This is a genomic window from Mycobacterium sp. OAE908 (assembly GCF_017872775.1).
GTDB lineage: Bacteria > Actinomycetota > Actinomycetes > Mycobacteriales > Mycobacteriaceae > Mycobacterium.
Genome location: NZ_JAGGJL010000001.1, coordinates 4355597 through 4372708, shown reverse-complemented (window position 1 = coordinate 4372708; position 17112 = coordinate 4355597). Strand labels below are relative to the sequence as shown.

At 66.3% G+C, this 17112-nt stretch carries 15 protein-coding genes; 7 read left to right on the top strand and 8 right to left on the bottom strand.

Annotated elements, in window-relative coordinates; genetic code table 11:
- Positions 1-8 precede the first annotated feature (8 nt).
- The 3 genes from J3E61_RS21560 to mqo are packed head-to-tail and all read right to left on the bottom strand — an operon-like array spanning position 9 to position 3798.
- The gene (locus J3E61_RS21560; protein WP_210084916.1) at positions 9-1841 is read right to left on the bottom strand and encodes a magnesium chelatase subunit D family protein; all 1833 of its coding nucleotides are present in this window, start codon (positions 1839-1841) and stop codon (positions 9-11) included.
- On the bottom strand, positions 1838-2299 hold the full coding sequence (locus J3E61_RS21555) for a GNAT family N-acetyltransferase (protein WP_192721029.1): 462 nt from the start codon (positions 2297-2299) through the stop codon (positions 1838-1840). Before J3E61_RS21555 ends, J3E61_RS21560 begins: the two co-directional genes overlap by 4 nt.
- Positions 2296-3798: a malate dehydrogenase (quinone) gene (gene mqo, locus J3E61_RS21550; RefSeq protein ID WP_210084915.1), complete on the bottom strand. Its 1503-nt coding sequence runs from the start codon at positions 3796-3798 to the stop codon at positions 2296-2298. The genes J3E61_RS21555 and mqo overlap by 4 nt, the downstream gene beginning before the upstream one ends.
- Positions 3799-3875: 77 nt before the next feature.
- Between mqo and J3E61_RS21545 the strand changes: the two genes are divergently transcribed.
- Positions 3876-4898, top strand: a complete 1023-nt coding sequence (locus J3E61_RS21545; RefSeq protein ID WP_210084914.1) for an alpha/beta hydrolase — start codon at positions 3876-3878, stop codon at positions 4896-4898.
- Positions 4899-4902: 4 nt separating this feature from the next.
- Positions 4903-6318 carry a mycothione reductase gene (gene mtr / locus J3E61_RS21540; RefSeq protein ID WP_210084913.1) on the top strand — a complete coding sequence of 472 codons (1416 nt, stop codon included), beginning with the start codon at positions 4903-4905 and terminating at the stop codon, positions 6316-6318.
- On the opposite strand, the gene J3E61_RS21535 is transcribed toward mtr, so the two are convergent.
- The 3 genes from J3E61_RS21535 to J3E61_RS21525 all read right to left on the bottom strand — a co-directional run bounded on the left by J3E61_RS21535 (position 6315) and on the right by J3E61_RS21525 (position 10864).
- Complete coding sequence (locus tag J3E61_RS21535) at positions 6315-7418, bottom strand: HoxN/HupN/NixA family nickel/cobalt transporter (protein WP_210084912.1); 1104 nt, start codon at positions 7416-7418, stop codon at positions 6315-6317. The genes mtr and J3E61_RS21535 overlap by 4 nt on opposite strands.
- 69 nt (positions 7419-7487) lie before the next feature.
- Complete coding sequence (locus J3E61_RS21530) at positions 7488-9935, bottom strand: FAD-dependent oxidoreductase (protein WP_210084911.1); 2448 nt, start codon at positions 9933-9935, stop codon at positions 7488-7490.
- 8 nt (positions 9936-9943) lie between these two features.
- Entirely contained in the window at positions 9944-10864 is a 921-nt protein-coding gene (locus J3E61_RS21525) for a phosphotransferase (protein ID WP_210084910.1), read from the bottom strand.
- Between the two features lie 46 nt (positions 10865-10910).
- Between J3E61_RS21525 and J3E61_RS21520 the strand changes: the two genes are divergently transcribed.
- Positions 10911-11651: an HAD family phosphatase gene (locus J3E61_RS21520; RefSeq protein WP_210084909.1), complete on the top strand. Its 741-nt coding sequence runs from the start codon at positions 10911-10913 to the stop codon at positions 11649-11651.
- Here J3E61_RS21520 and J3E61_RS21515 read toward each other — a convergent pair.
- Together J3E61_RS21515 and J3E61_RS21510 are read right to left on the bottom strand one after the other, a co-directional pair.
- Positions 11602-12405, bottom strand: a complete 804-nt coding sequence (locus J3E61_RS21515; protein ID WP_210084908.1) for a GntR family transcriptional regulator — start codon at positions 12403-12405, stop codon at positions 11602-11604. The two genes, J3E61_RS21520 and J3E61_RS21515, sit on opposite strands and share 50 nt — an antisense overlap.
- A 10-nt stretch (positions 12406-12415) precedes the next feature.
- A complete protein-coding gene (locus J3E61_RS21510; RefSeq protein WP_192721038.1) occupies positions 12416-12745 on the bottom strand; it encodes a metalloregulator ArsR/SmtB family transcription factor in 330 nt (109 codons plus the stop codon).
- 101 nt (positions 12746-12846) lie between these two features.
- Here J3E61_RS21510 and J3E61_RS21505 point away from each other — a divergent pair, with 101 nt between their 5' ends.
- The 4 genes from J3E61_RS21505 to J3E61_RS21490 all read left to right on the top strand — a co-directional run bounded on the left by J3E61_RS21505 (position 12847) and on the right by J3E61_RS21490 (position 17102).
- The gene (locus J3E61_RS21505) at positions 12847-14376 is read left to right on the top strand and encodes a helix-turn-helix domain-containing protein (protein ID WP_210084907.1); all 1530 of its coding nucleotides are present in this window, start codon (positions 12847-12849) and stop codon (positions 14374-14376) included.
- Positions 14377-14525: 149 nt separating this feature from the next.
- A complete protein-coding gene (locus J3E61_RS21500) occupies positions 14526-15287 on the top strand; it encodes an SPW repeat protein (protein WP_210084906.1) in 762 nt (253 codons plus the stop codon).
- 43 nt (positions 15288-15330) lie between these two features.
- A complete protein-coding gene (locus tag J3E61_RS21495) occupies positions 15331-16596 on the top strand; it encodes an FAD-binding oxidoreductase (RefSeq protein ID WP_210084905.1) in 1266 nt (421 codons plus the stop codon).
- A 32-nt stretch (positions 16597-16628) separates the two neighbouring features.
- Positions 16629-17102 (top strand): GreA/GreB family elongation factor, encoded by a 474-nt coding sequence (locus J3E61_RS21490; RefSeq protein WP_210084904.1) that lies wholly within the window; start codon positions 16629-16631, stop codon positions 17100-17102.
- Positions 17103-17112: the final 10 nt, after the last annotated feature.

The following is a 17112-nucleotide window of genomic DNA, read 5'->3' as shown; positions in this document are numbered from 1 at the left end:
GCGTCTCCTTATGCCGCCGTGCGCACGACGTCGGTGAGAGCGTCCGCGCGTAGCTGTGCCAACCGCACAGCAGGAGCGCCGAGATGGCCTGCCAGTTGCTCAGCCAAACCCAAACGGACGTACGAGGTTTCACAATCCACGACAACCGCGGCCGCACCTTCGGCCACGAGCAGCCGGGCAGCTGTCCGCGCCCGGCCCAGCGGATCCGGACCGCCGGTGGCGCGCCCATCGGTCAGCACGACGACGAGGCTGCGCCGCGCCCTGTCGCGCGCCTTCTCCCGCACCACCACATCGCGGGCGGCCAACAAGCCCTGCGCCAACGGCGTTTTCCCGCCGGTGTCGAACCGGGCCAGCCGCCTGCTCGCGATGTGCACCGACGACGTGGGCGGCAACAACACCTGGGCGTCCTGCTGCCGGAACGTGATCACTGCCACCTTGTCGCGGCGCTGATACGCATCGCGCAACAGCGACAATGTCGCCCCACCGACGGCAGACATCCGGTCCCGCGCTGCCATCGATCCCGAGGCGTCGACGACGAAAATGACGAGGTTGCCCTCGCGGCCTTCCCTGATCGCGCGGCGGACGTCATCGGGCTGCGGGCGAGGCCTGCCGGGGCGGCGCTGTCGGCCCGCGGCGGCCAGTAGCGTGCCGAACACGTGCACACCGTGGCCCGCTTGGCGGTCGTCGGTCGGCGAGATCGCCTTGCCCGTGCGGTTGCGCGCCCGTGACCGGCGGCCAGGCGCTCCCTCGCCGACGCCGGGCACCACCAGCGCACGCGTCCGGAACACCGCAGACGGCGCCGCATTCGGGCGCGACTGCGCGCTTGAATTACGTTGCGGCATAGAATTTTCCGAACCCGACCCGGTCTCCGAACCACCGCCCGGCGAATCGGGGTCGGGTTCGGGCTCCGGGTCGTCCGCAGACTCACCCGCCTGCGCCATCGCCTCGTCCAACTGATCCTGGTCCAGCCCCGGATCGTCGAATGGGTCGCGCCGACGCCGATGCGGCAGAGCGAGTTCCGCGGCCACTCGGATGTCGTCTTCGGTCACTACGTCCGCGCCTCGCCATGCCGCGTGCGCGACGGCGGTGCGAGCGACCACCAGATCGGCGCGCATCCCGTCGACATCGAAAGCGGCGCACAGCGCTGCGATGCGCCGTAACTCGTTGTCCGGCAACACAACCGCGCCAACAACCGATCGGGCGGCCGCAACCCGGCGCGCCAGCTCGGCATCCGCGGCCGCGTAGCGCTCGGCGAACGCCGCGGGATCGGCCTCGAACGCCATCCGTTGCCTGATCACGTCGGCGCGCACCTCGACGTCGCGCGAGGCGTGCACGTCCACGGTGAGCCCGAACCGATCGAGTAGCTGCGGACGCAGTTCGCCCTCTTCGGGATTCATCGTGCCGATCAACACGAAGCGCGCCTCGTGGCTGTGCGAAACGCCGTCACGCTCGACGTGGACGCGGCCCATCGCGGCGGCGTCGAGGATCACGTCGACCAAGTGATCGTGCAGCAGGTTGACCTCGTCGACGTACAGCACGCCGCCGTGTGCGCGGGCCAACAGGCCCGGCTGGAACGCGTGCTCGCCGTCGCGCAGCACCTTCTGCAGGTCCAGAGAGCCGACCACCCGGTCTTCGGTTGCGCCGATCGGCAATTCGACCAACGACGCACCGTCGATGTCGGCCAGCACATGCGCCAACGCCCGCACCGCCGTCGATTTCGCCGTGCCCTTCTCGCCGCGGATCAGCACACCGCCGATCTCGGGCCGCACCGCGCACAACAGCAGGGCCAACCGCAGTCGGTCGTGGCCGACGATCGCGCTGAACGGATAGCTCGGTGTCACGGCTGCCCGGCTCCGACCTTGATCATCGGCACGTGCGGGATGCCGTCGTCGAGGAATTCGTCGCCGTCACGCACGAATCCATGTCTGCCGTACATCTCGGCAAGGTAGGTCTGCGAATTGATGCGGCAGGGGTAGTCACCGACCTCGGCCAGTGCCGCCTGCAGCAGCCGGTTGGTGTGGCCATGTCCGCGGGCGCTGCGTTTGGTGCAGACCCGGCCGATCCGGAAACCCTTCTGCCCGCCGGGGTGTTCCTCCATCAACCGCAGCGTCGAGATGACTTCGCCGTCGGGGCCTTCCAGCCAGAAGTGCCGGGTTTCGGCATCCAGGTCGCGGCCGTCGAGTTCCGGGTACGGGGTCGCCTGTTCGACAACGAACACCTCGACCCGCAACTTGAGCAGCTCGTACAGCGTCGCGGCGTCGAGATCCTTGGCCCAGCTGCGGCGTAACGCGACAGTCATTCGCCCGCCGCCGTCATGACGGGTTTATCCAACTTGAGCACCTTCGTCCCCCACGACCAGACCTCCTCGAACAACGCCGGTTCGTTCGACAGTTCAGTGCCAAGCGAAGGCACCATCTCTTTGAGCTTGGGCAACCATGCCGGGTAGCGATCGGCGAAACAGCGTGCCATGACGTCGAGCATCGCAGGCACCGCGGTCGAGGCTCCCGGCGAGGCTCCCAACAGACCGGCGATGGTGCCGTCGGCCGACGACAGCACCGTCGTGCCGAAGTCCAACACCCCGCCTTTGCCCTTGACGGGCCGGATCACCTGCACCCGCTGCCCCGCAGCGGCAAGGTGCCAATCGGAATCGACTGCGCCAGGCGCGAATTCGCGCAACGTCTGCATCCTTTCAGCGTCGGACTGCAGTAGCTGGCCGATCAGATATCTCACGAAACCCGCCTGAGTGGCACCGACCTTGAGGATCGCTGACACATTGTTCGGATTCACCGAGAACGGCAGATCGGTCAGGCGGCCCTGTTTCAAGAATTTGGGCGACCAACTCCCGAAAGGACCGAACACCAGCCACGGCTTGCCGTTGATCACCCGGGTGTCCAGGTGCGAACCCGCCATCGGGGGCGCACCCGGCGGCGGCTGGCCGTACACCTTGGCCCGGTGCGCGGTGGCCAGATCGGGCCGGTTCGCGCGCAGGAACGCGCCGCCAACCGGAAACCCGCCGAACCCCTTGGCCTCGCCCGCCTTCTGCAGCAGCGGCACCGTCCCGCCTCCGGCGCCGACAAACACGAACTTGGCGTTGAGCTTTCGCTTGCTGCCCGTTCGTCGGTTGATGACGGACAACGTCCAGCCGCCGCCGGATCGCCGGCTGAGAGCGCGGACCTCGTGACCGAACAGGGTGGTCATGCCGCGTTTGGCCGCGTGGCCGATCAACTGTCGCGACAGTGCCCCGAAGTCGACATCCGTCCCGTCTTGCGCCCAGGCAAGCGCAATCGGTTCGCGAAGGTCACGGCCCGCGGCCATCAGCGGCAGCCGCCTGGCGAATTCGTCTGTGTCGTCGATGAATTCCATCGATGCGAACAACGGATTGCCGACCAGCGCGTCGTGGCGGCGTTTCAGGTAGCCGACGGCCCCCGCACCGCGCACGAAGCTGACGTGCGGGATCGGGTTCAGGAACGTTCGCACGTCGGGCAGCAGCCCGTTGTCGACCGCGTACGCCCAGAATTGCCGCGTGACCTGGAACTGCTCGTTGACCTGAATCGCCTTGCTGGTCTCGATCGAGCCGTCGGGCCGCTGCGGCGTGTAGTTCAGTTCGCAGAGGCCTGCGTGGCCGGTTCCCGCGTTGTGCCACGCGTAGCTGCTTTCAGCGCCCGCGCCGTCGAGACGTTCGACCAACGTGATCGACCAGTTCGGTTCCACCTGCCGCAGCAGGACGCCGAGTGTGGCGCTCATGATGCCGGCGCCCACCAACACGACGTCGGCCTCTGCGGTCCTCGGGTCGGTCATCGCTGTTCAGGCTATCCCGCCGGGGTTGGTTACTCATGGGGCCGGGTCGGTCGACGTGCGCCATTAAGGTGGCTGTTGTGCCTGGATGGGAGCCCGACGTGCTGCCTGGCTATTGGCAGCAGACCTTCGACCTCGGCCCGGACCCCGACGGCGAGGGCGAGTTGGCCGCCACGCTGGTGCGCCGCGGCGAGGCCGAGCCGTCAGCCAACCGCGCGGTGCTGCTGGTGCACGGCTTCACCGACTACTTCTTCAACACCGAACAGGCCGACCATTTCGCGGGCCGCGGCTTCGCCGTCTACGCCCTGGATCAGCACAAATGTGGGCGATCCTGGCGCGAGGGCCAGACGCCGCACTTCACCACCGATCTGGCCCGCTATGACGCCGAGCTCGAGCGGGCGCTGGACGCCATCGCCGCTGATGCGCCGTCAGCCGATGTTCTGGTCTGCGCGCATTCCACCGGAGCGCTGATCGTGGCGCTGTGGCTGGACCGGGTGCGGCGCCGCGGCGAGACGGCACGGCGGCGCATCAGGGGCCTTGTGCTCAACAGCCCGTGGCTGGATCTGCAGGGCCCGGCGATTCTGCGCACCGCCCCGACACGGGCGGCGATCGGCGCGATGTCGCGCATCAGCAAGAAGCGCGTGCTGCGCTCGCCCACAGAGGGCGGATACGGCGCGACGCTGCACAAGGAATACGGCGGCGAGTTCGACTACAACCTCACCTGGAAGCCGATCGGCGGCTTCCCCGTGACGTTCGGCTGGCTGCACGCGGTTCGCCGTGCGCAGACCAAGCTGCACCGCGGGCTCGACGTCGGGGTGCCCAACCTGATCCTGCGCTCCGACCGCAGTGTCCGTGAGGTGACCGACCCCGCCAAGGTTGAGTTGATCCAGCGCGGTGACGCGGTGCTCGACGTCAAGCAGATCGCCCGGTGGGCGGGCTGCATCGGCAATCGCTCGACGATCGTGCCGATCGTCGACGCCAAGCACGACGTGTTCCTGTCACTGCCCCAGCCGCGGCAGGCGGCGTATCGGGCCGTGGACCAGTGGCTGGACTGGTATCTGGCCGAAACCTCAGATGCGACAACTAAATCCGAGCGAGGGTGAGCACATGAGCCATTTCGACATCGCGGTCATCGGTACCGGCTCCGGCAACTCGATTCTCGACGAGCGCTACGCCGACAGGCGGGTGGCGATCTGCGAGCAGGGCGTGTTCGGTGGCACCTGTCTCAACGTCGGCTGCATCCCGACCAAGATGTTCGTCTACGCCGCCGATGTCGCCCAAAATGCACGTGAGTCAGCGCAATACGGGGTCGACGCCCACGTCGACGGCGTGCGGTGGAGCGACATCGTCTCCCGGGTGTTCGGCCGCATCGATCCGATCGCCATGGGTGGTGAGAACTATCGGCGGTCCTCTCCGAACGTGGAGGTGTTCGCCAGCCATACGCGATTTCGGCCACCGCTTGCCGACGGCCGGTACCGACTGCGCACCGATGAGGGCGACGAGTTCACCGCCGACCAGGTGGTGATCGCGGCCGGTTCCCGCGCAGTCGCACCCGAGGCCGTGACCGAATGCGGCGTGCCGTATCACACCAGCGACACCATCATGCGCATCGCCGACGTACCCGAGCACTTGATCATCATCGGCGGCGGGTTCGTGGCATGCGAGTTCGCCCATATCTTTTCGTCGCTCGGCAGCCGAGTCACCCTGTTGATCCGGGGTAGCACGCTGCTGCGCGGCCACGACGACGAGATCACCATGCGGTTCACCGACATCGCCAGCAAGAAGTGGGAAGTCCGCAGCCACCACGAATTGGCCGATGCGCGTGCCGTCGGCGACGGAGTCGAAATCCGGTGCACGGACGGAACGAAGCTCCGTGGCGACACCTTGCTGGTCGCGACGGGCCGAGTGCCCAACGGCGACCTACTTGACGCTGAGCAGGCAGGCATCAAGGTCACCGCCGGCGGCCAGGTCGTCGTCGACCAATACCAACGCACCTCGGCGCGTGGCGTTTTCGCGCTCGGCGACGTGTCATCGGACTATCAGCTCAAACACGTCGCCAACCACGAAGCCCGCGTCGTCAAGCACAACCTGCTGCAGGACTGGGACGACACCGAAGCATTGATGCCGGCCAGTCACCGGCACGTGCCATCGGCGGTGTTCACCGACCCGCAGATCGCCAGCGTCGGCCTGACCGAAAACCAGGCCCGGGCAAAGGGTTTCAACATCAGAGTCAAGGTCCAGGACTTCGCCGACGTCGCCTACGGCTGGGCGATGGAAGACACCACCGGCATCGCGAAGCTCATCGTCGACGACGACAGCGGGCTGATTCTCGGTGCACACATCATGGGTCACCAGGCGTCGTCGTTGATTCAGCCGCTGATCCAGGCGATGTCCTTCGATCTGCCCGCGCAGGAGATGGCGCGCGGCCAGTACTGGATTCATCCCGCGCTGCCCGAAGTGGTCGAGAACGCACTACTGGCGCTGTGCGGCGAGCCGCCGTGGCCGCCGTCGAAGCGGCACTAGGGGGCGTCGAGCGTTGGGGCCCAGCGCCTCTCGACATGCCCGAAGCGCCAGACCGCCAGCGCGATCAACCAGGCCGCGATGAACAGCCCGACGATCAGGAAGCCGACGAACTCCAGGTTCGCCGATCCGATCGCGGCCAATGGCCCCGACTCGATGCCGAGACGATCGGCCACGAGTCCCGACAGCACGATGACCCCGATGACCATGGCGACGACCACCGACAGCACCGTCACGGTCAGGTTGTAGTACACCTTGCGGATCGGCTGTAGGAACGCCCATCCGTAGGCACGTGACATCAGGATGCCGTCGAGCGCGTCGAACAGGCTCATCCCCGCGGCGAACAGCACAGGCAGCACCAGAATGGCGTACCAGGGCAGCGTGAACGCTGCTGTTCCCGCCGCCAGCACCAGCAGAGCGACCTGGGTGGCGGTGTCGAAGCCGAGCCCCATCAGCAGCCCGACCGGGTAGAGGTGCCACGGCTTGCTCACCCGGCGCATGACCCGGCTGAACACTCGCGCGAGGAAACCGCGGTTCTCGAGTTGCCGCTCGAGTTCGGCCTCATCGAAGTCGCCGCTGCGCATCCGGCGAAAGACCTTGGCGATGCCGACCGCGGCGAACAGGTTCGACAGCCCGATCAGGATCAGGAAGGTGCCTGCGACAAGCGAACCCACCAATCCCAGCGTCTGAAGCATCGGCGAACCCTGGTCCTGCACGGGCTCGACGATCGCACGCACACCGATGGCCAGCAGGAACGCCAGCCCGAACACCACACTGGAATGGCCGAGTGAGAACCAGAATCCGGCCGACAGCGAGCGGGTGCGCTCGCCGACAAGCTTGCGGGTGGTGTTGTCGATCACGGCGATGTGGTCGGCGTCGAACGCGTGCCGCACCCCGAGGAGGTAGGCGGTCACACCGAGACCGACACCGAACACGCCCGCCGAGCCGAGCGTGATGTGCTGCGGTGCCACCCCGAGCACAAGCACTCCCCAGCCGAAGAGGTGCAGCGCCACGATCACGCCGCCCATCGCGGCGATCGTCGTCCAGTCGGTGCGGTCGAATCTCCTCGAAACGGTCGCTTCCGGCTGATCGACGACGGTCATGGGTCGACCCTATGCCCGCGCCACGTCACCTGTCTAGATGAACAGATGTTCATGTGGATGGGGCATGCCTTATCGGCGGATTCGGGCGTTGCCCGGATCGTAAAGCGACTTCAGCGATACCGCGATCGGGTACCACTGCCCGCCGACGTTCACCTGGTAGCTGCCCGCGTTGACCCATTCGGCGTTGATGACGGAGCCGTCCGACGCGCGCACGTAGGCGAGCCCGACGCATGCACCCGTGGTCTCCCCCCACGCCGCCGAGGTCACCTGACCTGCGACCGCACCGTCGCGCATGATCAGCTCACCACCCCACAGCATCGCCTCCGGCGAATCGACCTTGAACCCGACGAGTTTCTTGCGCGGCCCCTCTGCCTTGGCCTTCTCGACGGCTTCGCGCCCGAGGAACGCGATGTCGGTCTTGAGCTTGCACGCGAACAGCAGACCGGCCTCGACGGGGTTCTCGCTCGGAGTCAGCTCCCTGCCGAAGGCACGGTAGCCCTTCTCCAGCCGAAGCGAGTCGATCGCGTAATAACCACCGCGCCTCGCACCCGCCGCTATGAGATCCTCGTAGACGCCTACCGCGAACTCGGTGGGAACGTAGAGCTCCCAACCTAGTTCACCGACATAGGTGATGCGGGTGGCGCGCACGGTGGCGTGGCCCAGCGAGATCTGTTGGCTCGTGGCGAATGGGAACGCTTCGTCGGACAGGTCGGCGGTTGTCAGCGTGGCCAACAGGTCGCGTGACTTCGGTCCCATCACGCCGAATACCGCGTACGCCGACGTCACGTCGACGAGTGATGCGCCGGCGCCGTCGGGCAGGTTCTTGCGGATGTGGTCCTTGTCGCGTTCGGTGGTGGCCGCGCTGCTGACGATCAGGAACTCCTCGCGCCCTGTGCGGGTGACCGTGACGTCGGACTCGTACGTGCCGCGCTCGTTGAGCATTCCGGTGTAGACCGACGTGCCGATGTCGACGCCGACGTCGGCGGTGCACAACCACTGCAGCGCCGCCTCGGCGTCTCGACCGACGACGAGATATTTGGAGAACGAGGTTTGGTCGAACACGGTGACGTTGGTGCGCGTGTTGGTCTGCTCGGCTGCCGACCACCCCAGCCAGTTCGGCTTGCCCCAGGTGTACTCGATCGTGGGTGCGACACCCTCTGGCGCGAAGAAATTCGCCCGCTCCCAGCCCATCTTGCTGCCGAAGTTGGCCCCCGCCGCGTCCAGCAGATGGTGCACCGGTGACCGGCGGAACGGTCGCGCGGTCGTCATTTCCCGGTTGGGCCAAGGGATTTCGTAGTGGATGCCGAGCACCTCGGCCACCCGGTCGCGCAGCCACCGGTTGTTGCCGTTGAACGGTGCGAACCGGCGGATGTCGACGCCCGTCATGTCGCTGGTCGCTGCCCCGTTGACGATCCACTCGGCGAGCGCACGCCCGGCGCCGCCTGCGGTGGCGATGCCGACCGAATTGAAGCCGGCGCCGACGAAGAAGTTGGCGACTTCGGGGGCCTCGCCGAGGATGAACTGGTTGTCGGGGGTGAAGCTCTCTGGCCCGTTGTAGAACTTCTTGATGCCGGTCGCCTCTAGTGCGGGGATGCGCAGCAGCGCGTTGTTCATCAGGATCTCGAAGTGGTCCCAATCTTCGTCAAGGAGTTGGAATTCGAACGGATACGGAATCGCGTCGGGCGCCACCCACGGTTTGGCTTCTGGCTCGAAGCCACCGATGACGAGACCGCCGACCTCCTCCTTGAAGTACGTGTAGCCGTCGGGATCGCGAAGGATCGGCAGGTCCGGATGCATACCCTCGATGCGTTCGCTGACCACATAGAAGTGTTCGGCCGAGTGCAACGGCACGTTGACACCTGCCATCGCGCCGACCTGTTTGGCCCATTGGCCTGCGCAGTTGACGACGATCTCGGCCTCGAGGTCGCCCTGGTCCGTGCGCACCCCGACGGCCTGGCCATCGCGGGTGAGAACGTCTGTCACCCTGATCTTTTCGATGATGCGGGCGCCTCGCATCCTGGCGCCTTTGGCCAGCGCGAAGGTGAGGTCGGTGGGGTTGGCCTTGCCGTCGCCGGGCAACCAGATCGCGCCGACGAGATCGTCGACGCGCATCACGGGGTAGTGCTCGAGCGCCTGCTCACCGGTGAGCAGCTCGCACTCCATGTCAAACGCGGCGGCGTTGGCTGCGGTGCGACGCAGCTGGATCATCCGGTCCTCGGTCCGCGCGACCGTCACTCCCCCACATTGTTTGTAGCCTGCGGACAGTCCGGTCTCGGCCTCGAGTTCGGCATAGAGTTGCGTCGAGTACTGCACCAGGCGGGTGGCGCTTTCGGAGGCCCGCAGCTGGCCGACCAGGCCGGCGGCGTGCCACGTTGTGCCGCAGGACAATTGGCCCTGTTCGAGCAGCACCACGTCGGCGATGCCGAGCTTGGTCAGATGATAGGCGACGCTGGTGCCGATGACGCCGCCGCCGACGATCACGACATGGGCCCGGTCGGGAAGTGATGTGGTGGCCATGATGGTCCTCAGTCTCCTGCGTGAACGTCGGCTAGAAGGCGATCGAAGTGCGGGCCGTTGAACTCTGCGACGGCGGCTTCGTAGCGCTGCATCGCCCAGCTCCAGAAGTCGAATTCGAGTGCACTGGATGCGCTTTGGATGCAGCCCCACAACGTCCAGCCGTATTTGGCGACAATTCCCTGCAGGTGCGCCCTCGCCGTCTTGTGTCTCAGCGCGCGGCCGTAGTAGGCGGTGACGAGTTCGTCGAGCTGCTCGGTGGACAGGCCGCATTCGCTCCAGATGTTGCCGAGCTCGAAACACGGATCGTTGTTGCCGGAGTATTCGTAGTCGATGATCCAGACGCGGTCGCCGTCTTCGATGAAGTTCTCTGCCAGCAGGTCGTTGTTGCACGGCACTGTCGTCTGATCGGCACTCAGCGCAGTGCGGATCCGACCGAAGGTGTCGGCGTAATGGAGGTAGTCGGACGGCAGCTTGAACCCGTTGTCCAACACGGTTTTCAGATATCGGGGCTGGCGTTCGAACATGTCGAACCGGCCGCGGAATCTCGGCCCGGCGTGCAGCGCCCGACAGCCCGCGGCCACCTTGGCGATTACCCCGGGGCGCTGAAAGTCGGCGTTGCACAGCGTCTTTCCGGGCAGATAGCCCAGCAGCAGGATGCCGAGATCGGGGCGGAAGTCGATCACCGGCGCGCCGACACCGGCGCGTTCGGCTGCCACGGAGTTTTGGTATTCCGCGTCGCGGTCGATGGCCAGGAGATTCGTCGCGGCGCCGGTGCACCGCGCGACATAGATCGCGTCCGGCGTGGTGATTTTGACATTGCGGTTCGTCAGGCCGCCCGACAGTTCCTCCAGTTGCCGCGGCCGTCCCGCCAGGGCCGGAATATGCTCCAGCGCCGCATCGAGCTGGGCGTCGGTCGACGGAAACGGCATCGGTTCACTGTAACCCTCGCCTGGTTAAAGGTCTAGACTATTGATCATGTCGTCAGCGACCGATGTGATCGAAGAGTGGTTAAGCAGCCAACGCCCCGCCGTCGTCTTCGACTTCAACGGCACGCTGTCGGACGACGAGCACATCCTGTTCGACATCTTCAGCGACCTGTTCCGTGTCCATCTCGGGTGGGCGATGACCGCCCGGGACTACCGCACCGACCTGTTGGGCCGCAGCGACCGCGAGATCATCGAGCATGCGGTGACGCACCACGGCGGCGGCACCGAAGAAGAAGTCCTCGAACTGCTGCGGTTACGACAAGGCATCTATCAGCAACGGGTCGCCGACCACAATCCGATCGGCCCGGCCGCTGCACAGCTGGTGAAGTTGTTGGCGGACAACCAGATTCCCGTCGGCATCGTGACCGGAGCCCAGCGCGACGATGTGCTTGCCGTCCTGAACGGCAGTCCCACCGGCGAGTTGGTCGGCTTCCTGATCGCCGAGGAGGACGTCAACGACGGCAAGCCGCACCCGGAGGGCTTTCTCAGCGCAGCGGCCAAACTGGACTGCGACCCCAGCGACGTGCTCGTCTTCGAGGATTCGGTTCCCGGTGTGCAGGCCGCGGTGGCCGCAGGCATGCACTGCATCGCGGTCTGTGCCGACGAGCCGTCCCCCGAACTGCGCGCCGTGGCGCCGGCGATAGTGCCCCAACTGTCGGTCGACCTCGTCGCGGCGCCGCTCAGCCGCTGGCGTCGCGGACAGCCGACTGCGACTCCACCCGCGATTTGATCCGGATTCGCGCGCGGTCGGATCGGTGGTAGTCGCGGGAGAACTCGACTGCGACTCCGTCCTCGGTGAACGACGTACGGGTGATCAACAGCAGCGGACTTCCCGTTGCGACACCGAGGATTTCGGCCTGCTCGTCGGTGGCCTGCGTCGCCTCGAGTTCCTCATCAGCGGCGAACGGGGACGCGTTGTACTCGCGCATCACCGCGTACAGCGAGCCGGTGAGATCGGCGGACAACAGCCCCGGGAACACCGCCGCGGGCAGGTAGGCCTCCTCCAACACGATCGGCTCACCGTTGGCCAGTCGCGCGCGCAGCACCTCATGCACCTGTGCTTTGCGGTTGAGCCCAAGGGCCTCTCGTACATCGGCCTCGGGCCTGCGGGTGGTGGCGCGCAAGACCCGCGCGCCCGCTTCGACACGGATTCGGCGCATCTGCTCGGTGAAGCCGGGCAGACTCGCGTGGTCGAACTCGAACCGCGGCGCGGCCACGAAGTTGCCGCCGAACCGGCCGCGTCTGCGGTCGATCAGGCCCTTGGCTTCGATGGCGCTGAGCGCCTGGCGAAGGGTCATTCGGCTGACGCCAAGCGCGTTGGCGATCTCCACCTCGGAGGGCAGCTTGTCGCCGGGCTTCAATGTGCGGGACACGATCAGCTGCTCGAGCCAACTGCCGATGCGGGAGTGGGCGGGCAATTCGGCTGCCCCCGCCAGGTCGGGCCGCTCCGCCAGCAGCGGATCGTCCATCGTCAACACGCGCATATCGCAGCTTTCAGCCGTGCCTGGCGCCGATCCGGTGCAGCAGGTCGTGCACGATCTCGTCTTCGAGCCGATAGCTGACGAGCCGACCCACGCGAGTCGAGGAGACCCAGCCCTGTTGCCTCAGTACCCGCAATGCCTGGGACACCGCGTTCTCCGATCGGCCAAGGGCCGCCGCCAGGTCGCCGACGCAGATTCCCGGCGTGCGGTGCAGGACCAGCAGTATCTCCAGGCGGTTGGGGTCCGACAGCAGGTCGAAGCGCTGCGCCCAGCCGGCGGTGTCGACATCGGCGAGCGCCGACGACGCCCGTCGCACCGTCTTCTGGTCACCGGGTTGCGCCACCCGTCAAGGCTAATCCCTCGCACGTGCCAGACGCTGTAACCACGAGCGGCTCCCGTCGGGATGGCTAGGCTGGATGATCGGCTTCGGCATAGGAGAAGCTCGTGGTCACCTTGGACCGCCTGGTCAATGTGCTGGGTAACTATGGCGTGCGGCTGCGGTTCTGTCCGGTACCCCGGACCACCGAGTTGCGCAGCGTGGTCATGCATGAGCGCACCGAAGATCGCGTCGTTGTCGGTGACGTGCTGTTGGGTGTCGGTGCACGCTCGGTCGCCGAAGCGGTGCGCTGGGCGGCCTCGGCACGCGCGGTCGTCGTGCTGTTTCGCGGCGAGGACGACAGCGCCTTCGAGGGTCTCGCCGAGGGCGTCGCTGTCATGCTGGTCGACCCCGCGATGTCGTGGAGCGAGTTGGCCGCCGTCATTTACGGATTGGTGCTGGAGGGCCGTGAAACCGAATCCGGCCGCGGCCCAACGGACTTGTTCGCGCTTGCCGACAGTCTGGCTGAGGCCACCGGAGGTGCGGTGACCATCGAGGACCGACTCTCGCGGGTGCTGGCATATTCCCGGTTGCAGCACCAGGCCGACCCGGCGAGGGTGCAGACCATCATGGATCGGCAGGCGCCATCGCAATTGCGCGAATTCTTCGACGGCCGGGGCGTTTTCAAACATCTTGCGGTCTCAGACGAGCCGCTCTTCGTAGCTGCCGACACCGAGCATGGCGTGACCGGTCGCATGGTGGTGGCTGCGCGCTCCGGTCGAGAACTGATCGGCTCGGTGTGGGTCGCGTGTTCGGCGCCATTGGAAGGCGCCGCGCTCACCGCTTTGGCCGACGGAGCCCGCATTGTGGCCTTGCATTTGTTGCGGTCACGAGCGAGTGCGGATCTGGAGCGACAGGTGGAGTCCGAGCTGGTGATCCGGCTGCTGGAGGGCCACCCGGATGCCGCCACCGCCGCCAGCCGACTGGGCCTGCAGCGCGGTCAGCTGCGGGTGATCGCGGTGCAGGCGTTCATCGGCGCCGATCGCGATGCCGCGCTGTTGTTGGCGTTCGAGCGTGCCACTGCCGGGTTCGGCTGGTCTAGGCCCGGGCGCAGCGCGCTGGCCGGCAACACCGTCTACACCTTGCTGCCCGGCGAGCCGTCCGCTGCGGCGCGACGCTGGGTCGCAGGCCTGCAGGCGGCGCTTCCTGAAGACGCGACTGTATCGGCCGGCATCAGTGGACCCGCGGAAGCGGCCGATCTGGTCGCGGCGCGCCACGAGGCCGATGAATGTCTGGCCCTGCAGGAGGGGCGGTCTCCGGGCACGCCGCCTCCGGTTTATGACGAATCGTGGGACGACATCCTGCTGCAACGGCTGCGCACGGCGGCGCGGACGGGTCGGATGCCGGACCGCGGCCCAGTCGCGGAGCTGTGCCACCACGATCGCGCGAACGGCACCGAGTATGTGCTGACGCTTCAAGCGTGGCTGGAGGCGCAGGGAGATCCAGTGGCGGCGGGTAAGCGGTTGGGGGTGCACGAGAACACCGTGCGCTACCGGCTACGCAAGATGGCTGAGATCACCAACCTCGCGCTCGACGACGCCAACAAGCGGCTGGCGATGATGATCGAATTAGCCGCCACCGACGCCGATCAGCGGTAGACGCTGTCGAGATCCGACAAAGCGCGACGAGGTCTTTGTCCGACGCGGGCAAGCCCGGACAACCGCATCCCGCACACCATGGACTTAGGGCTGCAGGCGGTGCAACTGCCGCAGCCGGCAATCAATCCAAGGCGAGAAGGGGCTATTCGATGCTGGGTAAAGAGAGGCGATGGATCGGGTGGGCCGCGGTCGCAGTGGGCGTGTGCGCCGTCGTGGCAGCTGTCACCACAAGTTCCACCCGGGTCGGCGAAGGTTTTGCGCTCGGTTTCGGCGCGTTCATCGCCTTCTTCGGGATGCTGACCGTGCTGGCGCGCAACCGCAGGCCCGATCACTGGGGCCTTGTCGTCGTCGGCCTCGCGATGTTCATCGTTCCGTTCCTCGGTAACGGTTACACGGCCGATCCCGCGGCGTCGTGGACGTGCTGGGTCGCAGGCAGCGCTGCGATGGTCCTCGGCGGTATCGGCTGGACCAGCAGTCAGTCACCAATTGCCAACGGCCTCAACAGAATCGGTAGCGGCCAGGCTCTGCGCAGCGCGTCGAGTTTCTGGGTCGGGCGCGTGGCTCTGGTGATCGGCCTGACCTCGGTTGTTTTGGGGTTGACGAGGACCAACACGACCGGGACCGCCGTGACGATTGGGCTGGGCGGGTTGATTGCGGTGATCGGTCTCTGGTCGTTGCTTGCAGTGGATCCGACTTACGACTTCCTGACGTTGGCTATCACAGGCTTCGCACTGTTCTTGTCGCCGTGGGTCGCCGGCTTCCTCGGGGACGGCGCCGCAGCGACGGCCTGGGTCGTCGGCGCACTGGTGACGATGCTCGGCGCCGCCAGTTATCTGCGTGGGGAACACTTGAATTTCGCGGCGATCCTCCGCCGCGATGCAGCGCAGCGATACGAGACGCGGTTCCGCTGAACCGCCGTTACTTTTCAACGAATTTCAACTATGGAGGTATGTCATGACAGGCGTTGCGCGCCTTGACGGCGGACCGCGATCGGTGATCGTGGTCGGTGCGGGAATCGTGGGGTTGTCGACGGCGTGGTTCCTGCAGGAGCGCGGAGTCGACGTCACCGTCGTTGACCGCAGTGGGGTGGCGGCAGGTGCGTCGTGGGGTAACGCCGGATGGGTCGCGCCGGCATTGACGATTCCGCTGAACTCCCCTGCGGTGCTGCGCTATGGACTGCACTCGCTGCGAAATCCGGCTTCACCGCTCCACATTCCGCTGACCGCCGACTCGTCACTCGCTGTCTTCTTGATTCAGTTCGCCGCGAACTGTCGGCGGTCGTCGTGGAAGCGGGCGGTACGGGCCAACGTCCCGCTTAACGAGGAATGCATCGAAACATTCGACGTCCTCGTCGCCAACGGCGTCGACGCGCCAGTGACCGACGCACCAATCACCGCGCTGTTCCGCAATACGGATGAAGCGGAGCACATGTTGCGTGAGCTTCGCCAACTCGAGAAGGCGGGCCAGACAATCGATGTCACCGGTCTATCCGGTGAAGCGCTGCGTGAGCAGGTGCCGCTTGCCTCGCCTGCAATCGCAGCGGGCCTGAACATCAACGGTCAGCGCTTTGTCGACCCGGGGCGGTTCGTGCATGCGCTTGCGCGCGCAGTCGTCGACCGTGGCGCGGTGATCAACACACTGGAGATCAACGGCGTATTCAGCTCCGGCAGCGGCGTTTCCGTGTACCCGCGCAGCGGTCCGCCGTTGACCGCGGACGCCGTTGTCCTCGCCACCGGCGCATGGCTACCGCGGTTGGCGGGCGGTCGGGTACGCGTTCCGGTACAAGCCGGCCGCGGTTATTCGTTCACCGTCCCCGTGGACCGCCCCATCCCAGGCCCCATTTATCTGCCTGATGTTCGGGTGGCGTGCACGCCGTACAACGGCGAATTGCGGGTGTCGGGCACGATGGAGTTCCGCGATCCAGCTGAGCCGGTGCTGCCCGAACGGGTCGGGGCCATCGTCGCCTCAGCCAGTCCATTGCTAGACGGCGTGCAATGGGCAGAGCGCCGTGACGTCTGGGTTGGGCCTCGACCAGTCACTCCCGATGGCAGACCCCTGATCGGCGAGGTGTCGCGCGGCGTCTATGTCGCCGGGGGCCATGGCATGTGGGGACTGGCACACGGCCCCGTGACGGGCCGTCTGCTGACCGAACAGATCACCACCGGCAAGCAGCCTGAAGCTCTGCGCGAGTTCAACCCGCTACGCCGCGTCGGCCGCTGAGCGCCGATGAAGTTTCGAAGGAGATGTCCAAAATGACTGACAGCGAACGTGTTTGGATGACACGGAAGGCATACATCGGCCTCCAGATGGAGCTCGCCGCGTTACGTTCTCAACCCACCGTCGAGGTGCCCGATGACTTGATGGAGTGCGATGACTCGCTGGTCGCGGGTCAGCGGGCAAGGCAGGCGCGCATTCATCAGATTCACGAGTTGTTGATGAATGCGGATGTCGGCGAAGATCCGCCCGACGATGGCATCGCCGAACCCGGCATGGTGCTGACCGTCCGCTTCGACAGCACCGGCGAGATCGAAACGTTCCTCCTCGGCCTGCGGGGTGCCGAAGAAGCCGATATCGAGGTCTACTCGCCGCGGTCTCCGTTGGGCGCCGCCATCATCGGAGCACGCACGGGCGAACAACGCACATATGCCCTTCCGAGTGGCATCAACGTGCCGGTGACGCTGCTGGAAGCGGTGCCCTATCGCGCCAGATCCCTCACCTATGCGTAACGAAAGGACA